This is a genomic window from Klebsiella sp. Lac1 (genome assembly GCF_009825425.1).
Classification (GTDB): Bacteria; Pseudomonadota; Gammaproteobacteria; order Enterobacterales; family Enterobacteriaceae; genus Klebsiella; species Klebsiella electrica.
In genome coordinates, this window is sequence record NZ_VJZJ01000003.1 from 410,662 (window position 1) to 423,262 (window position 12,601).

Annotated in this window: 15 protein-coding genes; 12 read left to right on the plus strand and 3 right to left on the minus strand. The window is 56.3% G+C overall.

Annotated elements, in window-relative coordinates; genetic code table 11:
- The first annotated feature begins 70 nt into the window (after nucleotides 1–70).
- The 4 genes from rsmE to ruvX all read left to right on the plus strand — a co-directional run bounded on the left by rsmE (nucleotide 71) and on the right by ruvX (nucleotide 2,969).
- Nucleotides 71–802, plus strand: coding sequence for a 16S rRNA (uracil(1498)-N(3))-methyltransferase (rsmE, locus tag FNY10_RS20950; protein ID WP_100683428.1), 732 nt, complete (start codon nucleotides 71–73; stop codon nucleotides 800–802).
- A gap of 20 nt (nucleotides 803–822) precedes the next feature.
- Nucleotides 823–1,770: a glutathione synthase gene (gene gshB / locus FNY10_RS20955; RefSeq protein WP_131048586.1), complete on the plus strand. Its 948-nt coding sequence runs from the start codon at nucleotides 823–825 to the stop codon at nucleotides 1,768–1,770.
- A gap of 219 nt (nucleotides 1,771–1,989) precedes the next feature.
- The gene (locus FNY10_RS20960) at nucleotides 1,990–2,553 is read left to right on the plus strand and encodes a YqgE/AlgH family protein (RefSeq protein WP_100683430.1); all 564 of its coding nucleotides are present in this window, start codon (nucleotides 1,990–1,992) and stop codon (nucleotides 2,551–2,553) included.
- Nucleotides 2,553–2,969: a Holliday junction resolvase RuvX gene (gene ruvX, locus FNY10_RS20965; protein WP_004867490.1), complete on the plus strand. Its 417-nt coding sequence runs from the start codon at nucleotides 2,553–2,555 to the stop codon at nucleotides 2,967–2,969. Before FNY10_RS20960 ends, ruvX begins: the two co-directional genes overlap by 1 nt.
- A gap of 70 nt (nucleotides 2,970–3,039) precedes the next feature.
- On the opposite strand, the gene FNY10_RS20970 is transcribed toward ruvX, so the two are convergent.
- Together FNY10_RS20970 and FNY10_RS20975 are read right to left on the minus strand one after the other, a co-directional pair.
- Nucleotides 3,040–3,693 (minus strand): LuxR C-terminal-related transcriptional regulator, encoded by a 654-nt coding sequence (locus tag FNY10_RS20970; RefSeq protein WP_160703266.1) that lies wholly within the window; start codon nucleotides 3,691–3,693, stop codon nucleotides 3,040–3,042.
- Nucleotides 3,694–4,028: 335 nt separating this feature from the next.
- Nucleotides 4,029–5,009, minus strand: a complete 981-nt coding sequence (locus FNY10_RS20975; RefSeq protein ID WP_141963483.1) for a type IV pilus twitching motility protein PilT — start codon at nucleotides 5,007–5,009, stop codon at nucleotides 4,029–4,031.
- 16 nt (nucleotides 5,010–5,025) lie between these two features.
- Between FNY10_RS20975 and FNY10_RS20980 the strand changes: the two genes are divergently transcribed.
- The 8 genes from FNY10_RS20980 to FNY10_RS21015 all read left to right on the plus strand — a co-directional run bounded on the left by FNY10_RS20980 (nucleotide 5,026) and on the right by FNY10_RS21015 (nucleotide 11,824).
- On the plus strand, nucleotides 5,026–5,730 hold the full coding sequence (locus FNY10_RS20980) for a YggS family pyridoxal phosphate-dependent enzyme (RefSeq protein ID WP_131048583.1): 705 nt from the start codon (nucleotides 5,026–5,028) through the stop codon (nucleotides 5,728–5,730).
- Between the two features lie 17 nt (nucleotides 5,731–5,747).
- Complete coding sequence (locus tag FNY10_RS20985) at nucleotides 5,748–6,314, plus strand: YggT family protein (protein ID WP_100683434.1); 567 nt, start codon at nucleotides 5,748–5,750, stop codon at nucleotides 6,312–6,314.
- Nucleotides 6,311–6,601, plus strand: a complete 291-nt coding sequence (gene yggU, locus FNY10_RS20990; RefSeq protein ID WP_032690761.1) for a DUF167 family protein YggU — start codon at nucleotides 6,311–6,313, stop codon at nucleotides 6,599–6,601. The genes FNY10_RS20985 and yggU overlap by 4 nt, the downstream gene beginning before the upstream one ends.
- Before the next feature lie 12 nt (nucleotides 6,602–6,613).
- Nucleotides 6,614–7,207 (plus strand): XTP/dITP diphosphatase, encoded by a 594-nt coding sequence (locus tag FNY10_RS20995; protein WP_100683436.1) that lies wholly within the window; start codon nucleotides 6,614–6,616, stop codon nucleotides 7,205–7,207.
- Nucleotides 7,200–8,339, plus strand: coding sequence for a radical SAM family heme chaperone HemW (gene hemW / locus FNY10_RS21000; protein WP_160703268.1), 1,140 nt, complete (start codon nucleotides 7,200–7,202; stop codon nucleotides 8,337–8,339). The genes FNY10_RS20995 and hemW overlap by 8 nt, the downstream gene beginning before the upstream one ends.
- Nucleotides 8,340–8,651: 312 nt before the next feature.
- Nucleotides 8,652–9,698, plus strand: coding sequence for a sugar ABC transporter substrate-binding protein (locus tag FNY10_RS21005; RefSeq protein ID WP_100683438.1), 1,047 nt, complete (start codon nucleotides 8,652–8,654; stop codon nucleotides 9,696–9,698).
- A 61-nt stretch (nucleotides 9,699–9,759) separates the two neighbouring features.
- Complete coding sequence (locus tag FNY10_RS21010) at nucleotides 9,760–10,572, plus strand: ATP-binding cassette domain-containing protein (protein WP_131048580.1); 813 nt, start codon at nucleotides 9,760–9,762, stop codon at nucleotides 10,570–10,572.
- Between the two features lie 4 nt (nucleotides 10,573–10,576).
- The gene (locus FNY10_RS21015; protein WP_160703270.1) at nucleotides 10,577–11,824 is read left to right on the plus strand and encodes an ABC transporter permease subunit; all 1,248 of its coding nucleotides are present in this window, start codon (nucleotides 10,577–10,579) and stop codon (nucleotides 11,822–11,824) included.
- A gap of 51 nt (nucleotides 11,825–11,875) precedes the next feature.
- Here FNY10_RS21015 and FNY10_RS21020 read toward each other — a convergent pair whose 3' ends face one another.
- Nucleotides 11,876–12,595, minus strand: a complete 720-nt coding sequence (locus FNY10_RS21020) for a DUF2884 domain-containing protein (protein ID WP_131048578.1) — start codon at nucleotides 12,593–12,595, stop codon at nucleotides 11,876–11,878.
- Between the last annotated feature and the right edge of the window lie 6 nt (nucleotides 12,596–12,601).

Genomic DNA, 12,601 nt, shown 5'->3' on the forward strand with positions numbered 1-12,601 from the left:
GTTAATTTGCAGGCGCCGCGTTCCCACGAAATGGAAAAGCGGCGCCTGCGCGAAGAACGGAATACCCAGCATGCGCATCCCTCGCATCCACCACCCGGAACCTGTTACCGTAGGCAGTCAAATCGCCCTCTCTGACGATGCCGCCAATCACGTTGGCCGCGTATTGCGTATGGGCAAAGGCCAGGCCATCCAGCTTTTTGACGGCAGCAATCAGGTTTTCGAGGCGGTGATCGCCGAAGCCGGCAAGAAAAACGTGTTAGTTGACGTGATCGGCAGCGAAACAGACGATCGCGAATCCCCTCTGCATATTCACCTGGGCCAGGTGATGTCGCGCGGCGAAAAGATGGAATTCACCATCCAGAAATCGATTGAACTCGGTGTAAGCCTCATAACGCCACTGTTTTCCGAGCGCTGCGGCGTTAAACTGGACGCCGAACGTTTGCAGAAAAAGATCCAGCAGTGGCAGAAAATCGCCATCGCCGCCTGCGAGCAGAGCGGCCGCAACGTGGTGCCGGAGATTCGCCCGGCGATGCAGCTGGAGGCCTGGTGCGCTGAAGCGGATAATGGTCTGAAGCTCAATCTACACCCGCGCGCCAGCGCCAGTATCAACACGCTGCCATTGCCGGTTGAACGCGTTCGTTTGCTGATTGGCCCGGAAGGCGGCCTGTCAGCGGAAGAGATAGCGATGACCGCTCGCTACCAGTTTACTGATATTCTGTTGGGACCGCGCGTTCTGCGTACAGAGACAACTGCGCTCACTGCCATTACCGCCCTGCAGGTGCGTTTTGGCGACTTAGGTTGAAGCGTTAACGGAGAATAACAATGATCAAGCTCGGCATCGTGATGGACCCCATCGCAACCATCAACATCAAGAAAGACACCAGCTTCGCTATGTTGCTGGAAGCCCAGCGTCGCGGCTATGAACTCCATTATATGGAGATGAACGACCTGTACTTAATCAACGGCGAAGCCCGCGCCCGTACGCGTAAGCTGAGCGTGGAGCAGAATTACGATAAGTGGTACGAGTTTACCGGCGAGCAGGATCTGCCGCTGGCGGATCTCGACGTCATTCTGATGCGTAAGGATCCGCCGTTTGATACCGAGTTTATTTACGCGACCTACATTCTTGAACGTGCCGAAGATAAAGGCACGCTGATCGTCAACAAACCGCAGAGCCTGCGCGACTGTAACGAAAAGCTGTTTACCGCCTGGTTTGCCGATCTGACGCCGGAAACGCTGGTGACCCGCAATAAAGCCCAGCTGAAAGCCTTCTGGGAAAAACACGGTGACATTATTCTCAAACCGCTGGACGGTATGGGCGGCGCCTCTATTTTCCGCGTAAAAGAGGGCGATCCGAACCTGCCGGTGATTGCGGAAACGCTGACCGAGCTGGGCAGCCGTTACTGCATGGCGCAGAACTACCTGCCGGCCATTAAAGATGGCGATAAGCGCGTGCTGGTTGTCGACGGCGAGCCGGTGCCTTATTGCCTGGCGCGTATCCCGCAGGGCGGGGAAACCCGTGGAAATCTTGCGGCCGGCGGCCGCGGCGAAGCGCGTCCGCTGAGCGATAGCGACTGGGCCATTGCGCGCCGCGTCGGGCCGACGCTGAAAGCCAAAGGGCTGATCTTCGTCGGTCTGGATATCATCGGCGATCGTCTGACGGAAATTAATGTCACCAGCCCAACCTGCGTACGCGAAATTGAAGCGGCGTTCCCGATCTCCATCACCGGTATGCTGATGGACGCTATCGAGAAGCGCCTCAATAAATAACCTGTCGCCTGAAAGATACGCCGCGAGATTCAACGAAAGATTTCAGGCTACAGGCAGGCGATGACGCAGCGAGTGCCCGGGAGCATAGTCCACTATGTGACCGGGTTGAGCGAGGAAATCAACGCCCCTGTCGCCTGAAAGATAAAGTTGAATCGACAGGTCCTTGCTTTACCCGCATACTGGGTGCTGCTTTTTGAACCAGGAACAGAACCTCTGACAATGAATTTACAGCATCACTTTCTGATTGCCATGCCTGCTCTTCAGGATCCGATATTCCGCCGCTCCGTGGTCTATATCTGCGAATACAACGACGATGGCGCCATGGGCATTATCATCAATAAGCCGCTGGAAAACTTGCAGATTGACGGAATTCTGGAAAAGTTAAACATTGTCGCTGAACCGCGCAATCCGGAGATTCGTCTGGATAAGCCGGTGATGCTCGGCGGGCCGCTGGCGGAAGATCGCGGTTTTATTCTGCACTCACCGCCTTCTGATTTTTCCTCCAGCATTCGCATCTCCGATAACACGGTGATCACCACTTCCCGCGACGTACTGGAAACGCTCGGTACGGACAAGCAACCGGCTAACGTCCTGGTTGCGCTGGGTTATTCCTCCTGGGAAAAGGGTCAGCTGGAACAGGAAATCCTTGATAACGCCTGGCTGACGGCCCCGGCGGATCAGAATATTTTGTTTAAAACGCCTATTGCCGAGCGTTGGCGCGAGGCGGCGAAACTGATCGGTATTGATATTGTGACGATGCCCGGCATAGCGGGGCACGCATAATGAGCGGAACATTATTAGGTTTTGATTTCGGCACCAAAAGCATCGGCGTTGCGGTCGGCCAACGCATTACCGGTACCGCACGCCCTCTTCCCGCGCTGAAAGCGCAGGACGGTAAACCGGACTGGAACGTTATCGAAAAGCTGCTTAAAGAGTGGCAACCAGAGGCGGTCATCGTCGGCCTGCCGCTGAATATGGACGGCACTGAGCAGCCGCTCACCGCGCGCGCGCGTAACTTCGCCAATAAAATTCACGGCCGCTTTGGGGTGAAAATCACGCTGCACGACGAGCGCTTGAGCACGGTAGAAGCCCGCGCCGGGCTGTTTGAGCACGGCGGGTTCCGCGCCCTGAACAAAGGCAGTATTGATTCAGCCTCTGCGGTGATAATCCTGGAAAGCTACTTCGAGCAGGGCTTCTGATCCCGCTCGCCATGATGATGGCGCCCGCTTCTGCAAAGTGGCGCCATCGCACTTTCGCCTGTCTTAATGCCTAGTGACGCAAATGTTCATTCGCCCAGCTGACGGCCTGGGTGCGGTTTTTTACGCTCAGCTTACGGAAAACATTGTACAGATGCGTGCGTACCGTGTTTTCACTGATAAACAGCGCACGAGCAATATCCATATTGGTTGCGCCGCAGCGTAATTCATTGAGAATTTCACATTCACGCTCGGTCAGCGGCGACCTCTCCGTCGGCAGCGATGTCTGATCCACGGCATACATCGCCGGGTGCATCACGCTCAATTCAGCCGTCTGTTCGCCATTAAGTACGGCCTTAATGCCCTCAATTAAACGCGATTCATCATCGTCATGGCGGAAAACGCCGTACAGCGCAGGCCACTGCGTCATTTCATAAAGCTCATATTTTTGTGCGCTATTGATAATCAGCAGTCGCGGATTTTCCGCATAAGACCGAATAAGATCTCGCCACAGCCCATTGAGCTTTTTATTCGATACAGCAATATCAAATAATATTACTGATTCTTTCGGCAACCGTTGAGTTAGCGGTTTGTTAATATTATGAAGCGTCACCATAACCGACAAAGTATCGGTCAGGTAAGTGGCAAACGCCTTACTCTGAATTGACGGATGAGTAATAAAAACAATCTGACAAGAATTGGATGAATTACCTGAAAAATTAATCACTTAAAACTCTCCTTAGCAAATACCCACCATCATAGTGGTTAAATGAATTAAACTTAAAATTACAAAAAATTAATAAATTTACATTTTAAAACAATATTTCATAGGAAACGTCCTATCTCCACAAACAGCATAAGTCGAACATATGAAAAGTGTCAAAAGATAATCTTATTTTTTTCTTTATTTTGCGAGAAAAATGTCAACTACCATTTCATGGGGGTCATTAATTTGACGTAGTCATTTAGTCGTATGTGATATTCATCCCTAATAACCGCAAACATTCATAAAACATTACGATAACAACGCACTGGCATGACAACTGAATATTAAAACAGCGCTTATAACAGACCCGCTGCCACACGCTGTTGAAAACTTTGCGTAAAAGTCAGCATGCCGGCTTGTTGCCCGGTTTGCATCACCCCCGGCAGTTGATGAGTTTTCCCTTCGCGGATCAAATTCGCTACCGCCAGGGTATTCAGCAAAAGCTCGTATAGCGCAACTCTTCCCCCTGATGCTGTCGGCAGTAATTTTTGTGCCAGCACCGCACATAAACTTCCCGCTAGCTGGCTACGTATGGGTTCTTTTTCCTGCGCGGGGAAGACATCCACCAGTCGCTCAATCGCCTGCGCTGCACCTCGGGTATGCAGCGTGGCCATCACCAGATGTCCGGTCTCGGCAGCGGTCAGCGCCAGGCGGATCGTTTCGCTGTCGCGCAGCTCACCCAGCAGAATCACATCGGGATCCTGGCGCAGTGCCGCCCGCAGCGCCGAGGAAAAAGAGGGGCAGTCGCGCCCGATTTCACGCTGCTGAATCAGACATCGCTCGCTGTGATGGACAAACTCCACCGGATCTTCAAGGGTCAGAATATGCCCTTCGCGCTGCTGGTTGAGATGATTGACCATCGCCGCCAGCGTGGTCGACTTACCGCTGCCGGTGGCGCCGGTTACCAGAATCAAACCGCTTTCTTCATTCAGCAGTTCCGTCAGCGCCGCGGGCACATGCAGCGCCTCAATCCGGGGGCAGCTTTCCGGCAACAGGCGCAGCGCTAACGAAATCCCCTGAGCGTGAGAAAATGCGTTGGCGCGAAGGCGCGGTACGCCGACGGGGGCTAAGGCAAAATCGACCTGTCCGTTGGCCAGCCAGTGCGCGCGCTGATGCTCATCGAGCCACGTATCAAGCCATTTCACGATATCCGGCGTGTGAAATGGCGCCGGCTCAAGCTTTCCCTGCCGACGCCAGCGCGCTGCCGAGGTATTGCACAGGTGTAGATCGGAGACATTATGCTTTACACTAAGGGCCACGATTTCTTCCAGCTCCATAACACATCCTCGGAATATGAACGATATTGCGCATAACCTGGCACAGGTCCGGGACAAAATCTCAGACGCTGCCGCACGCTGCGGCCGCGCTCCAGAAGAAATTACGTTGCTTGCAGTGAGTAAAACTAAGCCTGCGAGTGCGATTGAAGAAGCGATAGCCGCAGGCCAGGTGGCTTTTGGCGAAAACTACGTCCAGGAAGGGGTGGAAAAAATCCGCTACTTCCAGGAAGCGGGCACCTGTTCGCTGCAGTGGCACTTTATCGGGCCGCTGCAGTCCAACAAAAGTCGTCTGGTGGCGGAACATTTTGACTGGTGCCACACCGTCGATCGTCTGAAAATCGCCATGCGGCTTAGCGAGCAGCGCCCTTCGCATCTTCCGCCGCTTAATGTCTTGATTCAAATAAACATTAGTGACGAACAGAGCAAGTCGGGCCTTCCGCTGTCAGCGCTGGATGCGCTGGCAGCGGAGATTGCCGCTCTGCCCAACCTGCAGCTACGCGGGTTAATGGCTATTCCGGCGCCTGAGTCAGAATATGTAAGGCAGTTTGCCGTGGCCCAACAAATGGCGGTAGCATTTGCGCGATTGAAAACGCAATACCCTACGGTCGATACGTTGTCTTTGGGCATGTCGGATGATATGGAAGCCGCAATCGCGGCGGGAAGCACGATGGTGCGCATCGGTACCGCAATTTTCGGTGCGCGCGACTACAGCAAAAATTAAGGAATCTGAGGAACGCCATGAAGACGTTGACTTTCCTGCTGGCAACGGTCATTGAACTCTACACGATGATCATGTTGCTACGCGTCTGGATGCAGTGGGCACGCTGCGATTTTTACAACCCGTTTTCGCAGTTTATCGTTAAGGTCACCCAGCCTGTCGTGGGGCCGCTGCGACGCATTATCCCGGCCATGGGGCCCATCGACAGCTCCTCGCTGCTGGTCGCCTTTATTCTCTGCGTCGTGAAAGCCATCGTGCTGTTTATGGTGGTCACCTTCCAGCCGATTATCTGGATCTCCGCGCTGCTGATTCTGATAAAGACCGTCGGCCTGCTGATATTCTGGGTGCTGCTGCTGATGGCTATCATGAGCTGGGTAAGCCAGGGTCGTAGTCCGGTGGAGTTTGTTCTGATGCAACTGGCCGATCCGCTGCTGCGCCCGATCCGCAAAATGCTGCCGTCGATGGGGGGTATCGACTTCTCGCCGATGGTGCTGGTGCTGCTGCTGTACGTGGTCAATATGGGCATCGCCGAACTGCTGCAGGCGACGGGTAACGTCCTGCTTCCGGGGCTGTGGATGGCGCTATGAGTGCCGTCGAAGCCTGCGCCGACGGGCTGGTGTTGCGGCTGTATATTCAGCCCAAGGCCAGCCGTGACAGCATCGTTGGTTTACATGGCGACGAACTGAAAGTCGCCATTACCGCTCCCCCCGTAGATGGCCAGGCCAATGCCCACCTGGTTAAATTCCTCGCCAAACAGTTTCGTGTCGCGAAAAGCCAGGTTCTGCTTGAAAAAGGGGAGCTTGGCCGCCACAAACAGATAAAAATCATCAACCCGCAACAGATCCCGACTGCGGTCGCGGCACTGACAAAATAGACAGGATTAATGATGCAAAAAGTTGTTCTCGCCACCGGTAACGCCGGGAAAGTTCGCGAGCTGGCCTCGCTGCTGGAAGATTTTGGACTGGATATCGTTGCGCAAACCGATCTGGGCGTGGATTCCGCCGAGGAAACCGGACTGACCTTTATCGAAAATGCGATTCTGAAAGCCCGTCATGCCGCGCAGATAACCGGTTTACCGGCAATTGCCGACGACTCAGGGATTGCGGTAGATGCGCTGGGCGGCGCGCCGGGGATCTATTCTGCTCGCTACTCCGGGGAAGACGCCAGCGACCAGCAGAACCTGGAAAAGCTGCTCGATGCCCTGAAGGAGGTCCCGGACGACCAGCGTCAGGCGCAGTTCCACTGCGTGCTGGTCTATCTGCGCCATGCTGCCGACCCGACGCCGGTTGTTTGTCACGGCAGCTGGCCCGGGGTCATTACCCGTCAGGCGGCGGGCAACGGTGGTTTCGGCTACGATCCGATTTTCTTTGTTCCGTCCGAGGGCAAGACCGCGGCGGAGCTGAGCCGTGAAGAAAAAAGCGCGATTTCCCATCGCGGGCGCGCGTTAAAACTGTTACTGGAAGCATTACGTAATGGCTAATTTGCCGCCTCTGAGCCTGTATATTCATATTCCCTGGTGCGTGCAGAAATGCCCGTACTGCGACTTTAACTCGCATGCGCTAAAAGGCGAGGTGCCGCACGACGATTATGTGCAGCATCTGCTGACCGACCTGCGGGCCGATGCCGCCTACGCCCAGGGACGTGAGATCGGCACGATTTTTATCGGCGGAGGAACGCCGAGCCTGCTCTCCGGGCCGGCGATGCAAACCCTGCTCGACGGCGTGCGCGACTGCCTGCCGCTGGCCGCGGGTGCGGAGATCACCATGGAGGCCAACCCAGGCACCGTGGAGGCCGATCGCTTCGTGGAGTACCAGCGGGCGGGCGTCAACCGCATCTCCATCGGTGTGCAAAGCTTTAGCGAACCGAAACTACAACGCCTGGGCCGCATTCACGGCCCCGCAGAGGCGAAACGGGCGGCGCAACTGGCCAGTGGTCTCGGGCTGCGCAGCTTCAATCTCGACCTGATGCACGGCCTGCCGGATCAGTCGCTGGAAGAGGCGCTGGACGATCTGCGTCAGGCCATCGAGCTGAATCCGCCGCATCTCTCCTGGTATCAGCTAACCATTGAGCCGAATACCCTGTTTGGCTCCCGTCCGCCGGTGCTGCCGGATGACGACGCCCTGTGGGATATCTTTGAGCAGGGACATCGTCTGCTGACGGCGGCAGGTTATCAGCAGTATGAGACCTCGGCCTACGCGAAGCCGGGCTACCAGTGCCAGCACAACCTCAACTACTGGCGTTTTGGCGACTACCTTGGTATCGGCTGCGGCGCGCACGGGAAAATCACCTTCCCGGGCGGGCGCATTCTGCGTACGGCAAAAACGCGCCATCCGCGGGGCTATATGGAAGGTCGCTACCTCGAGCGCCAGCATGACGTGGCAGCCGCCGACAAACCCTTCGAGTTCTTTATGAACCGCTTCCGTCTGCTGGAAGCGGCGCCACGCAGTGAATTCAGCCGCTATACCGGTCTGAAAGAATGCGTGATCCGGCCGCAAATTGATGCCGCCATCGCCCAAGGCTACCTGGCGGAAGATGAGCACAACTGGCAGATAACCGAGCACGGCAAGCTGTTTTTAAACTCGCTGCTGGAACTGTTTCTCAGCGAAGAGTAATCCCCACGGGCGGTCCTCGACCGTCCGTGGTTGTTCTTTGCTCCCCCACTTCTCCGTCCGTTTTTTGTCCGCGAACCGGTCAAATTGCCCGATCGTTTTTTATGCAATTCTTTGCAGCCAATCACAAATCCGCATCGACTTTTTTCCATTTCTTGACTCCGTTTTAGCGCGGTGGTAATCCTGCTTCATCGGTTGAGCAAATGTAAAACCGAAGTATCCTACATGTGAATTATTAGTAACTCTTATTAAAAAAGTCTTTATGACGTCGGCTCCGGCCGGCGGGCTCAAGCATATAAAAAAGAGGGTAATATAATGAATTACCGTAATATTTTTATCGCACTCGCCACCATATCCGGTGGTATCGCCGCCTCGGCGCAAGCCGCCGAATCCGCTACCGTGGCATTTCTCATGCCCGACCAGGCCTCCACGCGTTATGAGCAGCATGATTTCCCCGGTTTCAAAGCGGAAATGAGCAAACTGTGTGCAGAGTGTAAGGTCATTTATCAAAACGCTAACGCCAGCGCGACGCTGCAACAGCAGCAGTTCAATTCGGTCATTGCCCAGGGGGCGAAAATTATCGTCCTCGATCCGGTGGACTCCTCCGCGGCGGCGGCGCTGGTCGAAAATGCCCAGGCTCAGGATGTTAAAGTGATCGCTTACGATCGCCCGATCCCCGGCAAGCCTGCCGATTTTTACGTCTCGTTTGATAACGAAGGCATCGGCTATGCGATTGCTAAATCGTTGGTCGACCATCTGAAAGCGAGCGGCGTGGCGAAAGATGCCGGCGTTCTGCAAATTAACGGCTCGCCGACCGATGCCGCCGCCGGGTTGATTCGCGACGGTATCCATCGCGGCCTGAAAGAGTCGGGGTATAAAACGCTGGCGGAGTTTGATACGCCGGAATGGGCGCCGCCAAAAGCGCAGGAGTGGGCCGCCGGGCAAATAACCCGCTTCGGGGACAAAATTAAAGGCGTCGTCGCGGCCAATGACGGCACCGGCGGCGGCGCCATTGCCGCCTTTAAAGCCGCCGGCGTACAGCCGGTTCCGCCGGTCACCGGTAACGATGCGACGATTGCCGCGCTGCAGCTCATCATCGCTGGCGACCAGTACAACACCATCTCCAAACCGTCAGAAATCGTTGCCGCCGCGGCGGCGAAAGTGGCCGTGGAACTCATGCAGGGTAAGAAACCGCAGGCGAGCACCACGCTGTACAACACGCCTTCTCAGCTGTTTACCCCGGCGGTCATCACCGCCAAAAATATCAAAGCGGAAATTTTCGATAAAAAGATCCAGACCTACGCTCAGGTGTGTACCGGTGAATACACCGCGGCCTGCCAGAAATTAGGTATTGAGAAGTAATGCTGCCCCTGCGTCCGTCGTCGCCGACGGGCGTAGTTTCGCCATCATTGAGGTCTTTTTTATGTCGCAACAACAAGACATTGTCGCCAGCACCAGGCAACCTATTTTGAAACTGAGTCATGTTTCTAAGCACTTCGGCGCGGTCTCCGCCCTGACGGATATCGAGCTGGAGGTTCATGCCGGCGAAGTGGTCGCGCTGGTGGGCGATAACGGCGCGGGAAAATCCACGCTGGTGAAAATTCTCGCCGGCGTACACCAGCCCACGACCGGCACTATTGAGTTTGACGGCAAGGTCATCACTCTCGACAGTCCGGGCAAGGCGCTGGAGTACGGTATCGCCACGGTCTTTCAGGATTTAGCGCTGTGCGAAAATCTCGACGTCGTCGCGAACCTGTTTTTAGGCCACGAGATTTCGCCATTGCAGCTGGACGAAGTGGCGATGGAGGTACGGGCGTGGACGTTATTGCAGGAGCTGGCGGCCAGAATCCCGTCGGTGCGCGAGCCGATTGCCTCGCTTTCCGGCGGCCAGCGCCAGACGGTGGCAATTGCGCGTTCGCTGCTGATGAACCCGAAAATCATCATGCTTGATGAGCCCACCGCCGCGCTCGGGGTGGCCCAGACGGCGGAAGTACTCAACCTGATTGAGCGCGTTCGCGAGCGCGGCCTCGGCGTCATTATCATCAGCCACAACATGGAAGATGTCCGTGCGGTGGCCGATCGCATCGTGGTGCTGCGGCTCGGACGCAATAAAGGCATCTTTACCCCCGACGCCTCAAACCAGGATCTGGTGGCGGCCATTACCGGCGCAACAGAAAATGCCGTGTCACGTCGCGTCGAACGGAAATCGCAGTCTGGCACTTGCGGAGTGATTTAATTTTATGAACAGCAAGACAGCATCCCGCCCCGCTCTTGATCGCAGCGATGAGCGCGTCCGGCACAACGACGGCCTGTTCGGCGTGGTACGTGCGCAGATCAATCGTATCAAAACCGGCGATCTGGGTACCGCGCCGGTCATCGCCGGGCTGATCGTTATCTCCCTGGTTTTCACCTGGCTCAACCCGGTCTATATCGCCCCCAATAACCTCGTTAACCTGCTTTTTGACTGCGCTACCGTGGGATTTATCTCGCTGGGGATCGTCTGCGTACTGATGCTCGGCGAAATCGATCTTTCGGTGGGCTCAATGAGCGGGCTCTCTTCGGCGATCGTTGGCGTACTGTGGGTTAATGCCGGCTGGTCGGTTGCCGCGGCGATTGCCGTGGCGCTGCTGTGCGGTCTCGCCGTCGGGCTGCTTTACGCTCTGCTGTATAACCGCGTCGGTATGCCAAGCTTCGTGGCAACGCTCGCCGGCCTGCTGGCCCTGCTCGGGCTGCAGCTGTATATCCTCGGTCCCAGCGGTAGCATTAACCTGCCCTACGCCTCGCCGCTGGTGCGCTTTGGCCAGCTACTGGTGATGCCGGGCTGGTTCTCTCATCTTATGGCGCTGTTGCCCGGACTGGCGATGCTGATATTTGGCCTCAAAACGCGTACGCGCCGCCTGGCGGCGAACCTGTCGGCGGAAGCCGTCAGCTCGCTGCTGTTGCGCGCGATTCTGCTGACGGTGATTTTTGAAGCCGCCGTTTTCTATCTCAATCTCGGGCGCGGCGTGCCGTGGATTTTCGGCCTGTTCGTTGCCTTCGTGATGCTGCTCAACTATGCGCTCAAGCGGACAAAATGGGGGCGCTCCATGTTTGCCGTTGGCGGCAACCGCGAAGCGGCACGCCGTTCGGGGATCAACGTGCGGGCTATTTACGTCAGCGCCTTTGTGCTCTGTAGCACGTTCGCCACCTTCGGCGGTATTCTGGCCGCTTCCCGGCTGGCCTCGGCAAGCCAACAGGCCGGGACCGGCGACGTGAACCTGAACGCCATTGCGGCGGCGGTTATCGGCGGCACCAGCCTGTTCGGCGGGCGCGGCAGCGCCTGGTCCGCTCTGCTGGGGATCATCGTGATTCAGTCGATTTCGAATGGTTTGACGTTGTTGAATTTGCCGTCATCGCTGCGCTACATCATTACCGGCTGCGTTCTGGCGATTGCGGTGATTATTGACTCGCTGGCCCGCCGTTCCCGCGTATCGCACGGACGCGCCTGAGAGGTGTACGCGGTGTGCCCCGGCGAGAGCCGCGGCACACCGCAAAGAACGTTATTTCAGGGAACTCACCAGCGCCTTGCGGCTGTCTTCAAGGGAGACGACCCGGCTACAAACGTCTTTGCCAAATTTCTGGAAATCCGCTTCCTGATTTTTCCATTCATCCTGAATCGCCGTTTGCAGGCCGCCGAGGCTGCCGAGGATCCCCTGCAGCGGATTGCCTCCGCCTTTCAGAACCGCCTTCGCGCCCATCTCGTTGATACTGTCCTGCAGAATGCCGCCCATCGCCTGATTAACCAGTTGCTGGCCGTCGGCGCGCACCTGATCGATCGCTTTGTAATGGAAAGTGAGGCCGTCGCTGCGACGTTCAATAATGCGGTTCATCTGGGTTTTCAGCTGCGCATCAAGTTTGGTCAGACGACCATGCATACTGCTGCTGGCGCCAACCTGTTCGGTAATGATTTTATCCAGCGCCTGACGCCCTTTTTCGACGCGTGAACGCGCGCCGTCATCAATCCACGGCAGGCTGCTGCGCAAGCCGGCCTGATAGTCCTCGGCCTGCTCGCGCTGGGCCGCAGTCAGAGGATACTGTTTTCCGTTATAGGTCAGATTGCCGTCCGGCTTAATCACCAGATCGCCGTTCTCCCCTTTGACCTGCACCTGATGCGGGCTGAGGATCACGTCGTCACGCGGCGTGACGCTACATTGGTAGTCCGCGTGGGCGGACAGAGCGGTAACGGACAGCGCCACCGCCAGCAGCGTTTTGCGCATCATAAAACT